We start from the raw sequence: 21,726 nt of genomic DNA, 5'->3' as shown, positions 1-21,726 counted from the left end.
TAAACGAACGAATAATTTTCTCTTCTCGATTCCTTATTTTAATCTATTTTTGAGCGGTTTTCAATAGGTTTCGTTATAAATTTAACATTTTCTTTTCCGAACAGCAATGTAAGCTTTTCCATTAATGCCCCGTCGGCTTTTACCTGGAGATTTTGGGGCAGGATCTTAATATTTTTAATGTCCCGCAGATAGATCACCACATCGTCATCCCCGTCGGAATCCGCAATGGCCTGCAGCAGTTCCTGCTCTCTGGTCTTATAGGCCTCCATATTGGGGAACTGGATCCAGGCTCCCGCCGGCATGCCTTTTTTCTGAGGGGTTCCATTTGCCTGTGTACGCTGCCCGGACTGCATTTGTCCTGCTGCCTGACCGGTCTGTCCCACCGACATACTGCTGCTGTTCATACCGTCATTTTGGTATTGTCCGTAGCCGTTCCCGGCATTCCGGTATCCACCGGCACCGCCATTTCCACTTCCGTTTCCGTAGGATCCGCCGCGGCTGCTGCCGCCCCGGCCTCCGTAATTTCTGGGGAACAGGGGCTGGTTCGCCGCTCTCGCAGCCTGCGCATCCTCGAAACTGATGATCTGGTCGCAGATCAGCTTGCCGTCCTTGTCTTCTTCCAGGGATACTCTGCCCCGGATAAACACCTTCGCATCCTCCACAAGCAAGGTACTGTAGCGCTCGTACACCTGTGGAAATACCACGACTTCCACATTACCGATCAGATCCTCCACATTCAAAAATGCCATGATCTTGTCATTCTTGGTGTATTTTACTGTCTTGTCCGCGATCAATCCTCCGATGACTGCATTGGCCTGGTCCCTGACTAACTGCACCTCTCCGGTCTCTTCATCCAGGGCAAAATCCCCGGCAGTATTGCTGATGCAGTTCTGCCACAGCTCCTGATATTCCTCCAGGGGATGACCGCTGACGTAGACACCCAGCACCTCTTTTTCGAAGCCCAACAGCATCTCCTTATTGTATTCGCCCACATCCGGCATCCGGATATCGAATTCTTCCTTATCTTCTTCCCCTGCAATGTCAAACAGGGAGATCTGTCCGGCCAGATTGTTCTTTTTATCATGGGCAATATGGTCCGCGATCTGCACATAGACACTCATGAACTGTTTTCTCGTACCGCCCAGTCCGTCCATGGCTCCTGCTTTGATCAGGTTCTCAATAGCCCGCTTATTCATCTCTTTTTTATCGGACATGCGGGTAATAAAGTCCTTCAGATTCGTGAAAGGGCCTCTTTCCTTACGCTCCTGTACCAGGCTGTCAATGATGGGACGTCCCACACCCTTGATAGCTGTCAGGGCATAGCGGATCTTGCCGTCTGTCACAGAGAATCCGGCTTCTCCCGCATTTACATCCGGCGGCAGAATGGCGATATTCATGTTCCGGCAGTTCAAAATATACTCCGATACTTTTTTCGGGTTATCGATGACGGAAGTCATCAACGCCGCCATGAATTCTACGGGATAATAGTATTTCAAATACGCTGTCTGGTAAGCCACTACCGCATAACAGGCCGCATGGGACTTGTTGAACGCATATTTGGCAAAATCCATCATCATATCGTAGATCTGTCCGGCTGTCTGCTCGTCAATGCCGTTGGCAATACAGCCGGGGACATTTTCCTCCGGGTTGCCGTAGATGAAGTTGGCCCGCTCTTTTTCCATGACGGACTGTTTCTTCTTACTCATGGCACGGCGCACCAGATCGCTTCGTCCCAGTGTATAGCCCGCCAGATCACGAACGATCTGCATTACCTGTTCCTGATATACAATACAGCCGTAGGTGGGCTTTAAGATCGGCTCCAGCTGGGGACAGGCATAAGTTACCGCATCCGGATGATTTTTACCCTGAATATACTTCGGGATAAAATCCATAGGACCTGGACGATACAGGGAAATACCAGCCACCACATCTTCCAGATTCTGGGGACGCAATTCCTTCATGAAGCTCTTCATTCCGGCACTTTCCAGCTGGAACACTCCTTCCGTTCTGCCGGTGCCGATCGATGCCAGCACCTTCGGATCGTTGTAGTCAATCGCATCCACATCAATATGTCTGCCGGTGGTATTTTCAATGAATTTTACCGCATCATGGATCACTGTCAGCGTGCGCAGCCCAAGGAAATCCATTTTCAGAAGCCCCAGTTCCTCCAATGTCGTCATGGTAAACTGGGTAACGATGGAACCGTCGGAGCCTCTGGACAGAGGAACAAATTCATCCGCCGACTTCTGGCAGATGACTACACCCGCTGCATGCATGGAGGTATGTCTGGGCAGTCCTTCCAGACGCTTGCACATATCAATCAGATGATGTACCTGTTCGTCCTCCTGGTACAGCTTACGGAACTCCGGATTCATTTCCAGAGCCTTATTCAGGGTAATATTCAACTCGTTGGGAACCATCTTCGCAATGGAATCCACAAAAGCATAGGGCAGATCCATCACACGTCCCACATCACGGATGACACCCTTGGCTGCCAGGGTACCGAACGTAACGATCTGCACCACCTTGTCGTTGCCGTATTTTCTGCCCACATAATCAATGACTTCCTGTCTCCGTTCGAAGCAGAAGTCCACATCAATATCGGGCATGGACACACGTTCCGGATTCAGGAAACGTTCAAACAGCAGATTATAATGAATGGGATCAATGTTGGTGATCTTCAGGCAATATGCCACGATACTTCCCGCAGCGGAACCTCGTCCCGGTCCCACCGGAATCCCGTGCTCTTTCGCATAGTTGATGAAATCCCATACGATCAGGAAATAGTCCACATATCCCATTCTGCGGATGACACCCAGCTCGTAATCCAGACGTTCCCGCAGGGTCTGTCCGGTCTCCCCGGCAGGCTGGTCACCGTCACCGTAACGCTCTGCCAGTCCGTCATTACAAAGCTTGTTCAGATAGCTCCAGGAATCGTACCCCTCCGGCACATCGTATTTCGGCAGCTTCGTCACGCCAAACTCTATCTCCACATTACAACGGTCTGCAATCCTCTGGGTATTCTCCACGGCCTCCCATGCATAGGGGAACAGTCCCTTCATTTCCTCTTCGCTCTTGACGTAATACTGACCGCCCTCATAACGCATGCGATCCTCGTCCGCCAGCTTTTTGCCGGTCTGCAGACACAGCAGAATATCGTGGGGAATCGCATCCTCAGCATAGGTGTAATGCACATCGTTGGTGGTTACCAGCGGAATGTCCAGTTCTCTGCTCATCTGGAGCAGTTCCATGTTCACCGTACGCTGCTCCGGGATACCGTGATCCTGCAGTTCCAGAAAATAATTGCCCTTGCCGAAGCAGGCCTCGTATTTGCGAGCCGCTTTTCTCGCTTCGTCCTTCATTCCCTTCAGAATAAACCGGGGCACTTCACCTGCAAGGCAGGCTGACAATGCGATAATTCCCTCGTGGAACTCCTGCAGCACTTCCATGTCCACACGGGGTTTATAATAATATCCTTCCGTAAAGCCACGGCTGACGATTTTCATCAGATTCGCATAACCGGTATTATTCTCTGCCAGCAGCACCAGATGATGATAGCGATCCTCTCCGCCGGTCAGTTCTTTGTCAAAACGGGAATTCGGCGCCACATACACCTCGCAGCCCAGGATTGGCTTGATGCCGGCTTCCCTCGCGGCACGGTAAAAATCGATTACACCGTACATGACACCATGGTCGGTAATTGCCGCACTGTTCATTCCCAGCTCTTTGACTCTGGCCACATACTCTTTGATCTTATTGGATCCATCCAGCAGCGAATATTCTGTATGAACATGAAGATGTGTAAATGCCATTTTGTCGTTCCCTTTCTAGTGCAGTTCTTTTGCTCTTCTGACGCATTCCTCGTAGACCGGTCCCACCTGTTCTCTATGATAACCGGGGGCCAGCATTGCCGCAAAATGCAATGTCTCCAACGTCTCTTCCTGTGCCGGTGTCGGGTGTGACGGCACCACTACACGGGTACTCCATATTAACATACAGCCGGTATACTCCACCATGAAAAATATAGGCTCCATATTTTTCTCCATACGGCTGTTCAGTGTCAGTTTATCTTCGCCGGAGATTTCCTCCAGCTTTTTGATATGAGAAGGCTGTGGCTCTTCCACACTGCCGTCCGGCAGGATCACACACTCACAGGGTTCCATATCCTCCCTGTGTGCATTGATAAATTCCATAACAGTCATTCCCACACCTCCTTTGTTCCATCTGTCAGTCTATGCTTCTGCCCGGATTGCCCAGCGCATCTTCGTGGAACGGGCCCTGCCGTTCTGTACGCATTCTTCCGCAGAAGGGCGGATCACGTCTTTCGCATAATCGGCATAAATGCCGTTCCGGTAGCCTTCCTTCAATGCCTGCTTCACCAGCTTGTCTTCGCCGGAATGGAAAGTCAGGATAGCTACTCTTCCGCCGGGTTTCAAGGCTCCCGGCAGCTTTTCCATGAACTCATACAATACTTCAAATTCACGGTTCACATCAATACGCAGAGCCTGGAACGTCCTCTGACAGGTCTTCTTGATGGTATCTTTTTTCTCCTTTTCCGGGAGAAAATCCAGAGTCTTCTCAATGACTTCCCGCAGTTTCGTCGTGGTATCGATCCGATGTCCCTTACGTATCTCATCGGTAATGGCCCTCGCTAGCTCCTCGCAGTAGGGCTCGTCGGAATTCTCATAAAGCATTCCCGCCAGTTCTTCTCTTGTGATGGTATCCAGTCGTTCTGCCGCACTGATGCCCTGCTGTTGGTTCAGTCTGAGGTCTAACGGTCCGTCCACCTTGAAGGAAAAACCTCTGCTGGGGTTATCGATCTGCATGGAGGATACTCCCAGATCTGCCAGAATAAAATCAAATCCTCCGACCTCTTTTGCAATCTCATCTATAGTGCAGAAATTCTGTAATTTGATGGTCAGAATCTCTTCTCCGTAACCGGCCTCTGCCAGTCGTTTCTTCGTCTTGGCAGACTCCTCCGGATCTACGTCTGTGGCATAGATATGCCCACGCCCCTGCAGCTGATCCAACATGGCTTTCGTATGCCCACCGTAGCCCAGTGTTGCATCAAATCCGGTCTCTCCCGGCTGGATCTTCAGGAAATCCAGAATCTCCTTTACCATAATGGAGATATGCATGCCTGCGGGAGTGTTTCCCTTCTGAATCACATGGGCTATGGTATCCCCGTATTTTTCCGGCTGTAATTCTTTATATTTTTCCTCGAATTTTCTGGGATATTTTCCTTTATAACGCACCCGGCGCTTGTGGGGTGTCTGCTCCTGATCCATTCCTATGCTTACCTCATTTCATTATTTCATTCTCTGTGTCCGCAATTCTGTTTCCCTGTAATTATATCCCATTCCGGGCAGCCTTGTCCACTTCCTGTCAGAGAAAAAAAGCAGGCATCGTTGCCGATACCTGCTTTTCCAGCTGTACTATATTTTTCTCAATGTCTCAGCCGTTCTTATTCCTGAGGAAGAATAAACTTGCTGATCAGCTCATCCAGAGAGATTGCCTGTGCAGACAATTCCTGGCTGGTAGCGGAAGATTCTTCTGCGGTAGCGGAGTTGGACTGTACTACCTCGGAGATCTGGTTGACACCCTGCTCTGCCTGATCCATGGCATTGGCCTGGTCCTTGGAGATCTCGCTGATACTGCGGGAAGACTCTGCAATCTTGCCGATACCGTCTACTACGATCTCGATGGAAGCAGCAGCGCTGTCTGCAGCCTGGTTGCCTTCCTTGATCTCCTGCATGGAACCTTCAATCAGGTCTCTGGTATCTACAGCAGACTTGGTACTCTGCTCTGCCAGCTGACGGATCTGGTCAGCAACCACAGCGAATCCACGGCCTGCCTCACCTGCTCTGGCTGCCTCGATGGAAGCATTCAGGGACAACAGGTTGGTCTGGGATGCAATATCCTCGATTTCAGAAATGATATTGCCGATCTTGTTGGAAGTATCACTGATTCTGGCCATAGCATCCACCATAGCCTTCATCTCTGCTCTGCTGTTATCTGCTTCGTTCGCATATTTTCTGGCCTGCTCATAGGACTCCTGTGCCTGTTCAGCAGCCTGCTCAATATTGGAAGTAATGTTGGTAATGGTAGCCTGCAGTTCTTCTACGGCACCTGCCTGCTCGGTAGCGCCCTCTGCCAGATTCTGGGAAGCATCTGCCAGGTTAGCTGCACCTGCGGATACCTGCCTGGAAGACTCCTCGATGGAACGCAGTGTCTGAACCATCTGTGTCTTCATGTTACGGATAGACAGAAACAACTGTTCAAAATCACCCTGATACATATCCGGGTTCTTGGAAGTGATGTTGTAATTGCCGTTTGCCATCTGGCTCATAACTTCTCCGGTGTCGGCAATGACAAAACTCAGCTTTTCTGCCATTTCATTTGCAGAATGAATCATGTCAGCGATCTCATCCTTACTGTTCAGTGTCGGGAACGGATCGGACAGGTTACCCTGTGCAAAAGTCTCCAGACGCTTTGCCAATGCATCCAGCGGTGCTGCGATTCCCTGAGAGATTGCATGTTCCATTCTCGTTGCAATGATAATTGCTAGCACGATCACACCAACAATGATAAGCAGGAAGATAAATCCCATGATATTCAGTATGGAAGAAAGGGAATCTCCTTCACGGACATTCTCGTTCATAAGTTCACGCATGGTATCATAAATTTCATTATAAAGCGGTGCTACCTGATTCTGCATCAGCTCCTGTGCCTGCATACGCTTCTCTTCCATATCCACCTTACCGGTATTAATGGCCTGCTGATCCAGCTCCCAGTACTGCTGAATCTGCTCATTTACCTGATCATACAGTTCCTTCTCCTTTGAAGAAACAACAGTCTCGCCGACAACTTCCCAGTATTCAAGAAAAGCCTGCTTCTTCTCATCGTGAGTCGTGATCAGACCGTCCACCAGATCCGGGTCGTTATATCCTATGATTCCACGGGTTGCGGATCTTACATCCGTGAATACAGTCATGGCCTTACCGATATCTCCCTGTGAAAAACCGTAATTGGTCAATGCATGCTGATAGCGGTTCATGGTAACGATCATTGCCAGTGCTCCGAGCACTCCTGCAATAGATGATATAACTACAATAATGGCAAAAGCTTTTTTCAGGCGCTGCCTGATTTTCAAATTTTCGAACATTTTCCTCTCCTTACTATTGGTGATAACAAGTCATATTATAATATTGTAACATTTTGTAAAAATATGTAAATAACTTTTTTAATTTCGATTATATTTTTATATTTTATTTGTCTTTTCCCTGTTTTCCGTGTGTGGCGGATCAATATTCTCCATTAAACGCATTCACTGTATACACAGAAAACTCTCCTCAACAGAATAACATCTGTCCGGAGAGTTTTTCATAGTAATAGTAATATAGGAGATTATAATGCTTTTTTGATGGCTGCCATCAGTTCGTCATAGGTCTCATAGGCTGGAAGCTCCGGATGATCTTTTTTGATCTGTTCGGTACTCTTGAACAGGAACCCTGCCTTGCTGGCCTGGATCATGCCCAGATCGTTGTGGCTGTCACCGCTGGCGATGGTCTGGAAGCCGATGGACTGCAGCGCCTTCACCGTAGTATACTTGGAATTCTCCACACGCATCTTAAATCCGGTGATTTCACCGTTGTCAGCTACCTCCAGGGAATTACAGAAGATGGTGGGGTAACCCAGTTTCTTCATCAGAGGACCGGCAAACTGTGAAAAGGTGTCACTGATAATGATGACCTGGGTAATGGAACGCAGCTCATCCAGAAACTCCTTCGCCCCGGGGATGGGGTCGATCTTTGCGATAGTCTCCTGAATCTCCTTCAGTCCCAGACCGTGTTCCTTCAGAATACCAAGTCTCCATTTCATTAATTTATCGTAATCCGGCTCGTCTCTGGTGGTTCTCTTCAGTTCCGGGATTCCGCTGGCCTCCGCAAAAGCGATCCAGATCTCCGGCACCAGTACTCCCTCCAGATCCAGGCATACAATATTCATATCCATCCTTATGTCCTCCCAGTAAATTCAAATGTATTTGTGACAAGTATACCCCATTTTACCTTTTTACGCAACCTTTTACTTTATTGTTGTAACGTGTTCTTGTAATGCAGTTGTAAATTTTTCTCAGATATATCATCATACGCACACAATTTTGAAACGAATATTTCCATGTGTTTTACATATTTTCGTTTCATGTCGTAGATGCCAAAGAGTGCCGCTTCACATTGTTTTCTGAAATTTGCTTGTAAATCCCACTTTTTTTCTGTTATTTTTGTGACATTTTAACTGTTTACTTTGTTCTATATGTGTTATAATAACCATAGTGCAAAAAGAACTTCTAAAAGCTCTCATCTACACGAAACAAACGTAGAGATCGAGGAGGTCATCATTATGTTGACATTAAAAGCTGAAAAAAGAAATCCAGACGAAAAAGCAAAGAAATTAAGAAGAGACGGTTATATCACCGGTGTTTTGTACGGAAAAGAAATGAAAGAGAATGTTTCCCTGAAATTCACAGAGAAGGATGCATCCGCTTTTATCAAGAATGCAAAAGAAGGCACCCAGGCTTATCTGGAACTGGATGGTAAGAATGTAGATGTTCTGGTAAAAAATATTGATTTTGATCCTCTGACCAAGAAATATATGGCTCTGGACTTTCAGGCTCTGGTAGCCGGCGAAATCGTATCCGCTACTGTTCCCATTGTCTATGTGAACGAAGACAAGGTACAGGGTATCTTCGAAGCGGAATTGTCGGAAGTACATTACAAAGCAGACCCCGCACATCTGTTGGATCCCATTGAGATTGATCTGGCTGCTCTGCCTCAGACAACGAAGACCATGTATGTCAAGGATCTGAAACTGGAAGAAAAAGGTGTGCATATCACCACCTCCGGAGAACAACAGCTGTTCCATATCGGCGAGTACGGTCAGGAAGAGCCTGCGGATACCGAAGAAGCAACCGAAACCAAATAATTCTGTCTATCCATAAAAAACCGGTGTCTGAAGTCTTTCTTCAGACACCGGTTTTTATTATTCAGCAATATTCTTACAGATATTTCTTCAACAGTTCTACCTTATCCAGCTTCTCCCAAGGCAGATCCACATCGGTACGTCCGAAGTGACCATAGGAGGAGGTCTGCTTGTAGATAGGTCTGCGCAGGTCCAGCATCTTGATGATGCCTGCAGGTCTTAAATCGAAGTTCTCACGGATGATCTCCACCAGCTTATCATCATGCAGTTTGCCCGTACCGAAAGTATCTACCATGATGGAAGTAGGATGTGCCACACCGATAGCGTAAGACAGCTGGATCTCACACTTTTCAGCCAGTCCTGCCGCTACGATATTCTTGGCAACGTAACGTGCTGCGTAAGCGGCACTTCTGTCCACTTTGGTACAGTCCTTGCCGGAGAATGCTCCGCCGCCGTGACGCGCATATCCGCCGTAGGTGTCTACGATGATCTTACGTCCGGTCAGTCCGCTGTCGCCGTTAGGTCCACCGATTACGAAACGTCCGGTTGGATTGATGAAGAATTTGGTGTCTGCATCGATCATGTCTACCGGCAGAACGGGATCAAATACATACTTCCTGATATCCTCATGGATCTGCTCCTGGGATACATGCTCGTCATGCTGGGTAGACAGAACAACCGCTTCCAGACGGAAAGGCTTGCCATTCTCGTCATACTCTACGGATACCTGGCTCTTTCCGTCGGGTCTTAAATAAGAAAGAGTACCGTCCTTACGAACCTTGGTCAGCTGTCTGGTCAGCTTGTGTGCCAGAGAGATGGGATACGGCATCAGTTCGGGAGTCTCGTTGGTCGCATAACCGAACATCATACCCTGATCTCCGGCACCGATGGCATCCAGCTGCTCATCGGTCATATGGCTCTCACGTGCTTCCAGCGCCTTGTCAACGCCCATGGCGATATCTGCGGACTGCTTGTCCAGAGATACCATAACCGCACAGGTATTGCCGTCGAATCCTTTTTCGGAAGAATCGTAGCCGATCTCGGTTACGGTCTTACGAACGATAGCGGGAATATCAATATTTGCCTTGGTGGTGATCTCACCCATAACCAGTACGAAACCGGTATTGGTGCAGGTCTCACATGCTACACGGCTGAAGGGATCCTGCTCCATCAGCGCATCCAGTACCGCATCAGATACGGCATCACAGATTTTGTCGGGATGTCCTTCGGTTACGGACTCCGATGTAAATAAACGTTTTTCCATTTGTCCTCCATTCTGCTTCCTTGCGGGAAGAGGGTCTATTGGTGTATAAGTTACTGTTACTGAATTTTAGGGAATAGAAAAGTCCGCTTTCATAAGCGGACTGATTTATTATCTGATCAAATCCTCTTATTGTTCGACAGTTGCTCGCTCAGGTGGGCACCTTCCGCATTCTGCGGGGTTGCCGTGGCTTCATCGATCCTATGTATCTCCACCACTCTGAATAAGGGAAAGTCTATATGAACTTTTCTACGCTAATTAACTTACTATGAGTTACCTGTTTTGTCAACAGACATTTTTTTCAAAATGTCATTCTGTTGTGGTTTATGAGAAATCCACTCATTAACCGATCTTCAGCTTGAACTTCTGCAGGTCCCGCTCCGTCTCGATCAACTCGATCTGGGCTCCCAGTCCCTGTAATTTCAGGTGGAAATCCTCATAACCTCTCTCAATATAGCGGATATCATCCACAGTAGAGAATCCTTCTGCAGACATGGCAGCCAGTACCAGTGCTGCTCCCGCCCGCAGATCCGGTGCGGAAATATTGGCTCCGGTATATCTGGATACACCGTCGATGATAGCGGTGTTGCCTTCTACTTTGATGCTGGCGCCCATACGGGTCAGCTCATCCACATATTTGAAACGGTTCTCGAAAATACTCTCCGTCACGATGCTGGTTCCTTTGGAAAGTCCCAGCGCCACTGTGATCTGGGGCTGCATATCCGTAGGAAATCCGGGATAAGGCAGGGTCTTCACCTGGGTATGCTTCAGAGGCTTGGACGCTACCACACGGATACAGTCATCCGCCTCCTCTACTTCACAGCCAATCTCCAGAAGTTTTGCCGTAATAGACTCCAGGTGCTTCGGAATCACATTTTTCACCGTCACATCGCCCTTGGTCACTGCCGCTGCGAACATAAACGTACCGGCTTCGATCTGATCGGGAATCACGGCATACTCTGTGCCATGCAGATGGGAAACACCCTTGATACGGATCACATCCGTACCGGCACCCTTGATATTTGCTCCCATGCTGTTCAGGAAGTTCGCCAGATCCACCACATGAGGCTCCTTGGCAGAGTTCTCGATAATCGTGGTGCCTTCCGCCATTACCGCAGCCATCATGATATTGATGGTAGCGCCGACACTGACCACATCCATATAAATATGGCTGCCGCGCAGATGCTCCGCCTGTGTCTTGATCAGGCCATGCTCGATCTTCACGTCCGCGCCCAGAGCACGGAAGCCTTTAATATGCTGGTCGATGGCACGGCAGCCGATATCACATCCACCGGGAAGTGCCACTTCCGCATGCTTGTATTTACCTAACAAAGCACCGATCAGATAGTAGGACGCTCTGATCTTCTTGATATTTTCATCTTCTACTACAAGTTCACTGATGTTGGATGCATTGAGAGTCACTTTGTGACGGTCGGTTCTCTTTACGATCACGCCGATGTTCTCCATGGCGCTCAAAAGGACATTCGTATCTCTTACATCCGGCATATTTTCTATATAAACAGTCTCATCCGTCATCACGGAAGCAGCAAGAATAGGAAGTGCCGCATTCTTGGCACCTCCTATTTCAACTTCACCGACTAATGGATTACCGCCTTTAATTGCGTATTGTTCCATTGTTTCTTACCTCTGTCATTCTCAGATCAGAAAAACCTTCTTATGCACTTATACCACATTTTCGCACATTTGTAAATACAACGCCCTAATTCAGGTACTTCAACGGGTTCACCTGGCTGCCATTAATGAGGATCTCAAAGTGAAGATGAGGTCCCGTACTTACGCCGGTATTACCGCTCAGTGCAATACGTTCTCCCTGTTTTACCGTCTGGCCGACCTTGACGAGCACCTTGCTCAGATGTCCGTATCGGGTCTGTCTGCCGTCTTCATGGTTGATATAGACACAATAACCGTATCCACTTCCCCATCCGGCTCTGGCCACTGTACCGCCGCAGGATGCAAATACCGCAGTTCCGGTAGGAACCGACCAGTCCACACCCTTATGGTAGCTGCTGGCACCCTTGGTAGGTGACTTTCTGCGTCCGAAATTGGAACTCAGACGTCCACCGGAAATAGGCTTGATATAGGTCGGAGGAATCTTGGTGCCTCGTTCCACAATCTTGGGAACTGCCTCCATGACCACTTCTTCCTTCAGAATATCCCTGGTGACCTCTCTGTCATTCAGATAAGATACATCCGCCACTACCCGACGGAAACCGGCGGAGGGCTGCTGCAAAATCTTGGTCTGGGTCGTATACCAGGAATCGTTGTCCACATAAATTACATCTGCATCATAGATTTCTTCATAATAATTCTGCTCCATGCGCTCCACGGACAGCTCCGGCTGCGGCACGGTAATGATCAGCTTGTCCCCTACGCGGATCGTAGAATTTTCATCGGTCAGTGTCTCGCTGTTCATGGCAATGATCTGATCCATCGGAATATTTACTTTAATCGAAATCTCCGACAGGGTATCTCCGCTGACTACTTCATATTCTCCGGGGGTCTCCTGATCCTTGATCACATCCTCGATTGCCTGATCCAGCGGAGTCAGCATGCTTTCCGGAAGATAGGTCTCTACGATTTCCACCTTTTCCGCAAAGTCCATGGTCATCAGCCCAAGATCATAGTCTTCGAAATCTTTTTCCCCCTGCTGGTCTGCCTGGGAGCCCGCCTGATCCAGTACGGACTGTACACCGCCTGCATAGATGGATTCTTCCTTCTGTTCTTCCTGAGCGGTCAGTTCCTGTTTATTGACTACCTCGGTGGTAAGAACATTGAATTCCTTCTGTGCATCGTGAGTCAGTTCCACGCTGAATTTGTCTTCACTGTCGTATTTGTCCACTGCTGCCTGCAGCAGAGACTCCACATCCTCCACGCTGGACAGGTTGACCATATATTCATTTACTTTCATTGTATAGGATCTGTGGGAAGTCTCACGAATACTGCTCTCCAGTTCCCGTTCCATGGCCGCCAGCAGATTGTCCTCATTGTCCAGTGTTCCCCACAGCACTTCTTCACCGACCAGCTTTAAATCTGCGTCCATAAAGATCATATCATCACTCTGGGAAGCGATATTCCTTCTGGCTTCCTGCAGAAGCTGCTCCGCTCTGTCTGCTTCGCCCACCGTTCCGATCTCATTGCCGTTCAAGAACACGTGGAAGTAATTCTCTCCGGTCTTTTCAAACGCTGCATACCCTTTGAGGAAAAAGAGGCTCACAAAAAGAGTGGCCAGCGTTGTTTTCACATATGTATATTTTACTCTTTTCGAGTAAGATGTCAGTTTCTTCATGAATTCCTTCTCGATCTATCGTATCTGAAAACAGTATGCCCCCTTCGGGCATTCTGTATACCTGTCTTACTGTAATAACTTTGTAACATATAGATTCTATCAGCATTTATATGCCTTGTAAAGAAAGAATGTCTGTTCGATTTTTTTGTTTTCTCCCGAACCGATCTATGCTATACTGGAGGTAAATAAAACGGTCTGATCCGGAAAGGAGACGCCATGAGGGAACCGGTCATTTTTCATATTGATGTCAATTCCGCTTTTTTAAGCTGGACGGCGCTGGCCCGTCTGGAACAGGGGGATCCTGTGGATCTGCGCACGATCCCTTCCATCGTAGGCGGTGATACCTCCACCAGACACGGTGTGGTGCTGGCCAAATCCATTCCCGCCAAGGCTTTCGGCATCACTACCGGTGAACCGGTGGTCAATGCCCTGCGCAAATGTCCGCATCTGGTCATGGCTTCTCCGGATCATAATATGTACCGTCTGAAAAGCCAGATGCTTATGGAACATCTGGCGGGTATCTGCCCCGACATCGAACAGGTCAGCATCGATGAATGTTATATGGACTATACGCCCATTGCGGCGAACTACGTCTCTCCCGAGGAAGCCGCTGCTTTCATTCGTCACTCTGTTTTTGAAAAATTTAAATTTACGGTAAATGTGGGAATTTCGGATCGAAAGGTTCTGGCCAAGATGGCCTCTGATTTTGAGAAACCGGATAAGACTCACACCTTGTATCAGCGGGAAATAGCGCAGAAAATGTGGCCGCTGCCTGTTTCCGCCCTGTTCACCTGCGGACATTCCAGTGCGGAGACTCTCCACAAATTAGGTATTCTCACGATCGGGGATCTGGCAAAGACGGATCCTGCGATCCTGGAAGCACATTTAAAAAGTCACGGTCGTTGTCTGTGGCAGTATGCCAACGGCATCGACGATTCCACAGTAGTCCTGGCTCCTTCCAAGGCAAAAGGGATCGGCAACTCCACCACTTTAAGCAGCGATGCCACCACCAAAGAGGAAGCCTGTAAAGTATTGCTGTCTCTGTGTGAATCCGTGGGCAGGCGTCTACGGGCCTCCCACCAGTTGGCAGGACAGATCTGCACGGAGATCCGGTACAGTGATTTCCGGAACGTTTCTCACCAAATGCCGATAGACATTCCCACGGCTTCCGTGAATCTCCTGTACGAAGATGCCTGTGCATTATTCGACGAATTATGGGATTCCACTCCCATACGGCTTCTGGGGATCCGCACTTCCAAGCTGGTGCCGGAAGACGAACCGGTTCAGCTCAGCCTGTTTGATTTTCCGGCTCCCCGTTCCGAGAAACAGCAGAAGCTGGATGCCGCACTGGATAATATCCGGGCAAAATATGGCAAGGATGCCATCAAGCGGGGGCGTTTTCTCTAACGCTGCGTGGTAATGATCATGTTGAGTACCGCCTTGGTCTCACCCACATTGTGATAGACATGTTTCCTGTCACAGGCAAAATAGAGAGAACCACCTGTCTTCACCAGAAAACTGGAATCTTCCAGAATCAGTTCGACCTCCCCGGATACCACCGTCAGGTATTCCCAGGTCTGCTCCCCGTGGGATTCGCTTTCCATCCGGGCATTTCTGGTCAGCTCGCCCTGATATATCTCGAAATTTCTTCCGGCATCGTAGGGCAGCATCACATAGATCCGGTATTCCCCTTCCTTTGCCTTGCATACCGGAGCCTCTTCCGGAGACGGCACCACCATGATTTCTTTCCTATTATAAATCAACTGTTCAAAAGGTACCTTCAATCCCTCCACGATCTTCCCGATAGTGGACACCGTGGGATTGGATTCTCCTCTCTCGATCTGTCCCAGCATGCTTTTGCTGACACCGGTACGCTCCGCCAGCATATCCAGACTCATATTTTTGGATTTGCGGATTCTTTTCAGATTGAATGCTATGTTTTTATCGATCTGTGTCATATGCTTCACCCGGACTTTCCCATGATTGCGGTACCCGGCAGATATTTTCCCGCCACCGCATAAAAAAAGCATCAGACTCCCGTCTGATGCTACTTCTTCGTAGTAAAATTTACCATGTTCTTATTTATGACTTATGATACCGAAACGGAGGGCAAACGTCAAGTAATTTTTTACCTGTGTTACTCATCGCTTCTTTACACTATATCCGAAGGTTCCCAGCAATTCGCCACAGCCGAAATAGGAACCGTGGGAATAGATGATGGGTTCCGCCTGCTCCAGGTGGAATTTGTGCTTCTCATCCATATATTTTTCATCGGCATGTACTGCCACCACATCCGCCAGGAACATATCATGGGATCCCAGCGGCAGGATCTGTCGCACCTTACATTCAATGTTCACCGGACTCTCTTTTATCATCGGTGCTTTCACCTCAGATGCCGGAATGGGAGTCAGTCCCATTTCTTTGAATTTATCCACGTCCCGTCCGCTTTTCACGCCACAGTAATCTGTGGCAAATGCCAGCTCCTTCGTGGTCAGATTGATCACGAATTCTCCGCTCTCCTTTAGGATCGGATAGGAATATCTCTCGGGGCGTACGGAGATCGACACCATGGGCGGATTGGTACATACGGTTCCTACCCAGGCCAGCGTGATAATATTGGGGCGGCCGTCCCGGTCAGCCAGGCTCACCATGACCACCGGCAGGGGATACAGCATATTTCCCGGCTTCCAAAGTTGTTTTCCCATTTCCGTAAAACCTCATTTCCGTTACTTTCTTATCAATTTCAGCATTCTTAAATGAATACTTTATCTGCCTTTTTAGAAAATGTGCAAAATGCTCAATACATGAAGAACAATATCCGCAACCGTCAGAACTACTGCCGCAATGGATACTCCCAGCACACCGTTCAATTTACCGCCAAGGTTTTCCTTTACTTTTGCTGCGATGGCTTCGGTCTGCTTCTCGTTCTCTTCTACCACAACCGCCTGTACATTACGGTATACCTTTACGCATTCCTTATGTACATTCTCTTCCGTAGTGCTCAGTTTCTCATCCACATGCTTCTGAAGCTCGTCCAACACCTCGGTACTCTGCTGCAGTTCTTCCAGTTTGGCAGTATACTGCTGTCCCAGAGCTTCCAGCTTCTCTGTGTTCTCCTGCTGCAGCTTCTGCAGGGCAGCCACGCCTTCCTCGGAAAGCTTCGTCACTTCCGGAGCAATGGTCTCGGACATCAGCTTCTCCATCTCCTGATTGATCGCTTTCAGTTCCTTATTGACCTGCTGCATCTGTGCCAGGCACTCGTCGTATTCCCGCAGCTGGCTTTTCAGCTGATCCATCTCTTCGGCATCAGCCGCGGAATTCGCCTTGATCATTTCCTGGGCATTCAGCTTTTGTGCAAGTTTATCCATAAAAGTATCCATCCATCTTCCTCCAAACATATTTCGTCCCTCATGTGAACAGTTTCCCTTTTCAACTGTCCCTATTTTACCATGTTTATTCCCCGGTTACAACCAAAACCCCATGAATACTGTGTTTTCATGGTTTGCACATTTTTATGCAATTTGTACAGTTTCTTTTTTGGTTTCTGTACTTTTTCGTAAAATTCACCAAGTTTTCACATCGTGTTCATAATTTGTTCATAATTGGTTGGTATACTTTAAATACAGTCAAGGAAGAGATAAGACTTCCGGATAACAAAGCATATAAGATAAATTTTTTCATAATAGCCCAGGCGCCGAAAGGTGTCTGGGCACTCCTCATTTTATGGGGATTTTCCTGTCATCCCATTACTGTTTTGACCATAAAAAAGAATCTCGCTTGCGAGATTCTCCGCCTGCGGCGGGTCGCTTTTGCGACATATTTCATAACCGCCGCAGTGCGATCCCTGCGGAGCATTTTTAATTCATAGGAAGAAATTTCCTATGAATTAAAAATGCTTCTGTCGTTTGTACTACACCGGCAGAAGCTTTTGGATTATTTGGATGTTACGCTATTTAATTGTTTTTCCTCTTCTCTCTTTTGGCTGATGGCTAGTATCTCTTCGTTCAGAGACAGCATCCTCGCATCCAGATCAGACACCATTCTCGCACACTCCACCAGTTCATTTTTAATGCTCTCCGGAGCATCGCCCTCGAATTTGTAATGGATTTTATGCTCCAGGCTGGCCCAGAAGTCCATGGCAACCGTCCGGATCTGTATCTCCACCTTCGTATCCACCGTGCGGTCCGACAGATAGACCGGAATACTGACGATCATATGATAGCTTTTATAGCCACTGGCTTTGGGATACGTAATGTAATCCTTCACCGCGATCACCTGAATATCCTTCTGATCCCGGATCATATCCGCAATGCGGTAAATGTCCGATGTAAAGGAACAGATGATGCGGATGCCAGCAATATCGTTTATGTATTTTACCATGTTATCTATGGTGGATTCCTGCCCGTAGCGTTTGAGCTTTTTCACAATGCTTTCCGGGGTCTTGATCCGTGCCTTGATGTGTTCGATGGGATTGTACTGGTGTACATGCTGAAACTCGTCGTTCAGAATCTGCATCTTTGTCTCCATCTGACGCAGTGCGGCGCTGTATACCAGCGTGACCTCCTTCCAGCTGTCGATTCCATCCCCGTTTTCTACCTTAAACTCCATATTACCTCTCAATCTCTTCTGTCACAGAAGGCTCTGCGACCATTTTTCATATTTGTTACTTCCGTAGACGCTTTTTCGTTACGGAAATTCTGCATTCGTACGTTGATATTTATGATAATTATAGCATACCTCCTTTTAAAAATGTATAATTTTAACAAAACCTTTATTATTTTTTAAGATTGATTGGGCAGTTTTATAGTACGCTTTCGCAAACGTGCCGATTCGGCGGACGAAAGCTATCCCATATACAATGTAAGATGGATCTGATGGTTGTGTGACTTTTTTTGCTTGCAGGGGAAACCTCTTCCTATTATAATTTATTATTAACGACCAATATGTCTGATTTTTTGCGTAAGGAGATTTTCTATGTTCCGTATGTGGGCCAAAATTTTTAAAAATAATCATATGCTGAAAGACACCTGCATCGAGGACGGCAGTGACGATACCCGTACCCATAAAGTTTTTCACTCTCTGGACGAAGTCTGCCATCAGTTTGATCTCGGTACGCCCATCTGGCTGGATATGAATATTGCAGACTTTAAACGTCACAACAAGACCCGTTTTACCCAGGACAGTTTTGTAGAGTCCATCGATTTTGACTATCTGGAGATCCAGATCATTGAGGAGGATTAAGATGAACAGCAATTATTCCGCACAAGAGAAAAATTTTGCAACCGCATTGCTGCATAATCTGTGGAAATATCTGTTGCTTGCCGCATCTATAGTTGCTACCGTCAAGATTATTTTCTTCGGATTCGACATTGACGAGCAGTATGCCGTATCTATGGCTTACCGTCTGGTACAGGGAGACAGAATGTTTCTGGAAATGTGGGAGCCTCATCAGACTTCCGCGTTCTTTTCTGCTGCCTTTTTATGGCTGTATATGCAGTTGTTTCACACCTTAAAATACTCCGTCTCTTTCTGCGAATCGTAGGTGTCGTTACACAGTTGCTCATCAGTATTCTGACCTACCGGACTTTCCGTAAGTTTGTAACTGAGAATACTGCTTTTGTCATTGCTGTTTTTTACTACAATATCATTCCCAAGAACAGTACCGTTCCCGATTTTTCCAATATGCTTCTGTGGTTCAGTACTCTGGTCTTCTTAAGCTTTCTGGAATTTAGTCTGAATCGCGGTACCTCTGCACGCCGTCCTGCCTTTTTCCTGATTGCCGCCGGAGTAAGCACTTCCCTTCTTGTGCTTTCTTATCCCACCTGTATTTTCGTGGTACTTCCCGGATGTATCGGTATCTGGCTGTTATCTGCTGCCGGAAACCGTCTGAAAAATCTTCTGATTTATCTCGGGACCTGTGGTGTCTGCGGTCTGGGTTGGTTGGCCTACTTTTTGTTTCATATGTCTTTCCGGCAGTTTCTGGATGGCTTGTCAGAAATGCTGACCGACGGCTCCCACGATGTCGGACTGCTTGGGAAATTAAAAGATAACCTTTCCTGCCTCGGCGAAACCTTTCCTTATCTGCTGGTCGCTCTGGTGATTGCTTTGGTATTCTGGTGTTTTTTCCGATTCATATGCCGGAAAAACTACCGTTTCTTCCTGTTGTTGATTATTTTCCTGATTCTGGAACAGCTTTTTGTATGGTATCGGTTGCAAAAGCATATCGAGTATCCCGGGTTCGTCTATCTTCTGTTCCCGCTGTGGGGCATTTATTGTTATTTCCGCCGTAAAAAGTCTTCTGGCAAATTGGCCCCTGTTTATAAGGCATTGTTCTGGTTTGGAAGTATTACTTCTCTGTTTTTGCTCCTTGCCGCTTTTACAGCCAGCAATACAATGCTCTACGAGTCTGCCGATTATATGGCTATCGGTATGTTGGTTTCTTTATGCTATGCAGAGCGGGAAACATCGGAATCTCCCGTTTTCTGGAAATCTTTTGTCCTGCTGTTTGTGGGACTTGCCGTCATTCACAAAGGATTTCTGTTGTATAATATTTACGGTCACGACACCATTTTCGTCACACGGCAGAAAGCGGAAGAGGGCCCCATGGCAGGAATCTACGGCCGGTATTCCGATGGCTACGAGTATAATATCCGAGGACGTCTGTTAGACGAATTCATTCCCCGGGGCAGCAAAGTACTGATTGCCAGCCATAAGAGCATTATGTATCTTCAGGAGGATTACGTGATCTGCAACTATTCCACCATCAGCACTCCGACCATCGATGAGCGCTTATTCCAATACTGGACGCTCTATCCGGACAAAGTGCCTGAATATATTGTATGGGATAAAGGTTCTGAAGGCTACATTGCAACAAATCCGGAAGTAAATGCCCGTCTGGTAGAGAATGCGGAGTTACTGGTTGATGATGAAGGCCTGTTGATCTACAGACTTCCTGCCAATCCTTATTGATACTTTTCTCCCAAATATCTGAATGACTATTGACTTTTCCTTTTTTGTGCAGTAGTATTTGCATTGTCAGATGTAGTTTTGAAAACTACATATAAAAGCATTTCAGAATACGTGTTGTTATTTGGAATAGTAAATACTATTGTCGGATAAAATGATCTTAAATAGATTCGATTTGCAGACGGCAGCTGCTGTCGGGAAAAGGAGGAGTTATTATGCAGATTACCATAAGAGAGCCGGGAAGTGCCATTACCCATTTCATTGCCATGATGATGGCAGTGTTCGCAGCTGTGCCACTGTTAGTGAAAGCCGGTGTACAGTCCGGGCAGGAGAATTTCCTGGCCATGGCCATTTTCATGGGCAGCATGATCCTGTTATACGGTGCCAGCGCCACTTATCATTCCGTGGACCTCACCGGTAAAAGTCTCCGGGTCTTCCGGAAGCTGGATCATATGATGATCTTTGTATTGATCGCCGGTTCTTACACACCGGTGTGTCTCATTGTGTTGGGCGGTAAGCTGGGATATACACTGCTGGCTCTTGTCTGGGGCATTGCCGCTGTCGGCATGATCGTAAAAGCCTGCTGGATCACCTGTCCCAAGTGGTTTTCCTCTGTGATCTACATTGCCATGGGCTGGGTATGTGTCCTGGTATTCGGGCCTCTGCTGAAAACTCTGTCCACGCCCGCTTTTCTCTGGCTGTTGGCCGGCGGCATCATCTACACCGTGGGCGGTGTCATCTATGCCCTGAAGCTGCCGATCTTCAATGCGAAACATAAGTTCTTCGGCTCCCACGAAGTGTTCCACCTCTTCGTCATGGGCGGAAGCGTATGTCATTTCATTTTTATGTATTTATATGTAGCATAGCTACGAGCCATGCAAAAATAGAGTGGAACACCTCGCTTGTGCGCAAGCGAGGCTGGTTCACTCTATTTTTATACCGTGCGTCCCGCCTTATCGGACGCACTCCCAGAGCGGCAGAAGGCCCTCAGGCAGATATCGGTCTCCGAGTGTGAATTTTCTAAACCCGTGGATCAAGTATTTCTCATCCAAACGGGCACGGCTCCAGGCGACATCCATGTCGCCGACCGCCTGTCGCAAACATCGTGTTTGTTCCACCCTGACTTTTTACCACAGGTTAAGAAAATATCAACACTCTCCGACAGACATCTGCCTGAGGGCGTTCTGTTTGTATTCAAAACGCCAATTTCTAA

The 21,726-nt window shown here is 47.7% G+C and carries 19 protein-coding genes and 1 riboswitch; of the genes, 7 read left to right on the top strand and 12 right to left on the bottom strand.

The features are described from left to right. Positions 1-38 precede the first annotated feature (38 nt). From DW835_RS02965 to thrH, 5 genes are all read right to left on the bottom strand, one after another. A complete protein-coding gene (locus DW835_RS02965; RefSeq protein ID WP_118730655.1) occupies positions 39-3,812 on the bottom strand; it encodes a DNA polymerase III subunit alpha in 3,774 nt (1,257 codons plus the stop codon). Between the two features lie 15 nt (positions 3,813-3,827). Then, the gene (locus tag DW835_RS02960) at positions 3,828-4,202 is read right to left on the bottom strand and encodes a hypothetical protein (RefSeq protein ID WP_117464718.1); all 375 of its coding nucleotides are present in this window, start codon (positions 4,200-4,202) and stop codon (positions 3,828-3,830) included. Positions 4,203-4,232: 30 nt separating this feature from the next. Next, positions 4,233-5,288, bottom strand: a complete 1,056-nt coding sequence (gene rsmH / locus DW835_RS02955; RefSeq protein WP_117464719.1) for a 16S rRNA (cytosine(1402)-N(4))-methyltransferase RsmH — start codon at positions 5,286-5,288, stop codon at positions 4,233-4,235. Positions 5,289-5,464: 176 nt separating this feature from the next. Then, the gene (locus DW835_RS02950; RefSeq protein WP_022312264.1) at positions 5,465-7,165 is read right to left on the bottom strand and encodes a methyl-accepting chemotaxis protein; all 1,701 of its coding nucleotides are present in this window, start codon (positions 7,163-7,165) and stop codon (positions 5,465-5,467) included. 242 nt (positions 7,166-7,407) lie between these two features. Next, positions 7,408-8,007: a bifunctional phosphoserine phosphatase/homoserine phosphotransferase ThrH gene (thrH, locus tag DW835_RS02945; RefSeq protein WP_117464803.1), complete on the bottom strand. Its 600-nt coding sequence runs from the start codon at positions 8,005-8,007 to the stop codon at positions 7,408-7,410. A 393-nt stretch (positions 8,008-8,400) separates the two neighbouring features. On the opposite strand from thrH, the gene DW835_RS02940 reads away from it, so the two are divergent. After that, entirely contained in the window at positions 8,401-8,982 is a 582-nt protein-coding gene (locus DW835_RS02940) for a 50S ribosomal protein L25 (protein WP_118668478.1), read from the top strand. Between the two features lie 73 nt (positions 8,983-9,055). Here the strand turns inward: DW835_RS02940 and metK are convergent, their stop codons facing one another. The 3 genes from metK to DW835_RS02925 all read right to left on the bottom strand — a co-directional run bounded on the left by metK (position 9,056) and on the right by DW835_RS02925 (position 13,547). Further along, positions 9,056-10,243 carry a methionine adenosyltransferase gene (gene metK, locus DW835_RS02935; protein WP_118668477.1) on the bottom strand — a complete coding sequence of 396 codons (1,188 nt, stop codon included), beginning with the start codon at positions 10,241-10,243 and terminating at the stop codon, positions 9,056-9,058. 123 nt (positions 10,244-10,366) lie between these two features. Next, positions 10,367-10,470: riboswitch (SAM riboswitch) on the bottom strand. A 112-nt stretch (positions 10,471-10,582) separates the two neighbouring features. Next, entirely contained in the window at positions 10,583-11,875 is a 1,293-nt protein-coding gene (locus tag DW835_RS02930) for a UDP-N-acetylglucosamine 1-carboxyvinyltransferase (RefSeq protein ID WP_118501932.1), read from the bottom strand. Between the two features lie 85 nt (positions 11,876-11,960). Continuing rightward, the gene (locus tag DW835_RS02925; RefSeq protein WP_022312269.1) at positions 11,961-13,547 is read right to left on the bottom strand and encodes a M23 family metallopeptidase; all 1,587 of its coding nucleotides are present in this window, start codon (positions 13,545-13,547) and stop codon (positions 11,961-11,963) included. 216 nt (positions 13,548-13,763) lie between these two features. On the opposite strand from DW835_RS02925, the gene DW835_RS02920 reads away from it, so the two are divergent. Beyond that, positions 13,764-14,954, top strand: coding sequence for a DNA polymerase IV (locus DW835_RS02920; RefSeq protein ID WP_117568715.1), 1,191 nt, complete (start codon positions 13,764-13,766; stop codon positions 14,952-14,954). On the opposite strand, the gene DW835_RS02915 is transcribed toward DW835_RS02920, so the two are convergent. The 4 genes from DW835_RS02915 to DW835_RS02900 all read right to left on the bottom strand — a co-directional run bounded on the left by DW835_RS02915 (position 14,951) and on the right by DW835_RS02900 (position 18,155). After that, on the bottom strand, positions 14,951-15,577 hold the full coding sequence (locus DW835_RS02915) for an XRE family transcriptional regulator (protein WP_022312271.1): 627 nt from the start codon (positions 15,575-15,577) through the stop codon (positions 14,951-14,953). The genes DW835_RS02920 and DW835_RS02915 overlap by 4 nt on opposite strands. 111 nt (positions 15,578-15,688) lie before the next feature. Then, positions 15,689-16,252 carry a flavin reductase family protein gene (locus DW835_RS02910; RefSeq protein WP_117464725.1) on the bottom strand — a complete coding sequence of 188 codons (564 nt, stop codon included), beginning with the start codon at positions 16,250-16,252 and terminating at the stop codon, positions 15,689-15,691. Positions 16,253-16,324: 72 nt separating this feature from the next. Further along, positions 16,325-16,927, bottom strand: coding sequence for a hypothetical protein (locus DW835_RS02905; protein WP_022312273.1), 603 nt, complete (start codon positions 16,925-16,927; stop codon positions 16,325-16,327). Positions 16,928-17,480: 553 nt separating this feature from the next. Next, the gene (locus tag DW835_RS02900) at positions 17,481-18,155 is read right to left on the bottom strand and encodes a GTP pyrophosphokinase family protein (RefSeq protein ID WP_022312527.1); all 675 of its coding nucleotides are present in this window, start codon (positions 18,153-18,155) and stop codon (positions 17,481-17,483) included. Positions 18,156-18,521: 366 nt separating this feature from the next. On the opposite strand from DW835_RS02900, the gene DW835_RS02895 reads away from it, so the two are divergent. The 5 genes from DW835_RS02895 to DW835_RS18180 form a co-directional block, all read left to right on the top strand. Continuing rightward, positions 18,522-18,788, top strand: coding sequence for a hypothetical protein (locus DW835_RS02895; RefSeq protein ID WP_022312526.1), 267 nt, complete (start codon positions 18,522-18,524; stop codon positions 18,786-18,788). Between the two features lies 1 nt (position 18,789). Then, complete coding sequence (locus DW835_RS02890) at positions 18,790-19,089, top strand: hypothetical protein (RefSeq protein WP_117464726.1); 300 nt, start codon at positions 18,790-18,792, stop codon at positions 19,087-19,089. A 14-nt stretch (positions 19,090-19,103) separates the two neighbouring features. After that, a complete protein-coding gene (locus DW835_RS02885) occupies positions 19,104-20,516 on the top strand; it encodes a hypothetical protein (RefSeq protein WP_118730654.1) in 1,413 nt (470 codons plus the stop codon). Between the two features lie 212 nt (positions 20,517-20,728). Next, on the top strand, positions 20,729-21,379 hold the full coding sequence (locus DW835_RS02880; protein ID WP_172594694.1) for a hemolysin III family protein: 651 nt from the start codon (positions 20,729-20,731) through the stop codon (positions 21,377-21,379). A 162-nt stretch (positions 21,380-21,541) separates the two neighbouring features. Beyond that, positions 21,542-21,726 (top strand): hypothetical protein (locus DW835_RS18180; protein ID WP_207665407.1); only part of this gene is annotated, 185 nt, incomplete at its 3' end.

This window comes from Clostridium sp. AM34-9AC (assembly GCF_003480225.1).
GTDB classification, from domain to species: domain Bacteria; phylum Bacillota; class Clostridia; order Lachnospirales; family Lachnospiraceae; genus Acetatifactor; species Acetatifactor acetigignens.
This window is presented reverse-complemented; position numbering and strand designations above follow the sequence as displayed.

Bases quoted from the DNA above. Each gene is read 5' to 3' on its own strand.
- DW835_RS02880 (WP_172594694.1), top strand. From the start codon at position 20,729: ATGCAGATTACCATAAGAGAGCCGGGAAGTGCCATTACCCATTTCATT.
- DW835_RS02905 (WP_022312273.1), bottom strand. From the start codon at position 16,927: ATGGATACTTTTATGGATAAACTTGCACAAAAGCTGAATGCCCAGGAA.
- DW835_RS02965 (WP_118730655.1), bottom strand. From the start codon at position 3,812: ATGGCATTTACACATCTTCATGTTCATACAGAATATTCGCTGCTGGAT.
- DW835_RS02940 (WP_118668478.1), top strand. From the start codon at position 8,401: ATGTTGACATTAAAAGCTGAAAAAAGAAATCCAGACGAAAAAGCAAAG.
- DW835_RS02925 (WP_022312269.1), bottom strand. From the start codon at position 13,547: ATGAAGAAACTGACATCTTACTCGAAAAGAGTAAAATATACATATGTG.
- DW835_RS02915 (WP_022312271.1), bottom strand. From the start codon at position 15,577: ATGCTTTTTTTATGCGGTGGCGGGAAAATATCTGCCGGGTACCGCAAT.
- rsmH (WP_117464719.1), bottom strand. From the start codon at position 5,288: ATGGATCAGGAGCAGACACCCCACAAGCGCCGGGTGCGTTATAAAGGA.
- DW835_RS02900 (WP_022312527.1), bottom strand. From the start codon at position 18,155: ATGGAGTTTAAGGTAGAAAACGGGGATGGAATCGACAGCTGGAAGGAG.
- DW835_RS02950 (WP_022312264.1), bottom strand. From the start codon at position 7,165: ATGTTCGAAAATTTGAAAATCAGGCAGCGCCTGAAAAAAGCTTTTGCC.
- DW835_RS02930 (WP_118501932.1), bottom strand. From the start codon at position 11,875: ATGGAACAATACGCAATTAAAGGCGGTAATCCATTAGTCGGTGAAGTT.
- DW835_RS02910 (WP_117464725.1), bottom strand. From the start codon at position 16,252: ATGGGAAAACAACTTTGGAAGCCGGGAAATATGCTGTATCCCCTGCCG.
- DW835_RS02890 (WP_117464726.1), top strand. From the start codon at position 18,790: ATGAACAGCAATTATTCCGCACAAGAGAAAAATTTTGCAACCGCATTG.
- thrH (WP_117464803.1), bottom strand. From the start codon at position 8,007: ATGAATATTGTATGCCTGGATCTGGAGGGAGTACTGGTGCCGGAGATC.
- DW835_RS02920 (WP_117568715.1), top strand. From the start codon at position 13,764: ATGAGGGAACCGGTCATTTTTCATATTGATGTCAATTCCGCTTTTTTA.
- DW835_RS02895 (WP_022312526.1), top strand. From the start codon at position 18,522: ATGTTCCGTATGTGGGCCAAAATTTTTAAAAATAATCATATGCTGAAA.
- metK (WP_118668477.1), bottom strand. From the start codon at position 10,243: ATGGAAAAACGTTTATTTACATCGGAGTCCGTAACCGAAGGACATCCC.
- DW835_RS02960 (WP_117464718.1), bottom strand. From the start codon at position 4,202: ATGACTGTTATGGAATTTATCAATGCACACAGGGAGGATATGGAACCC.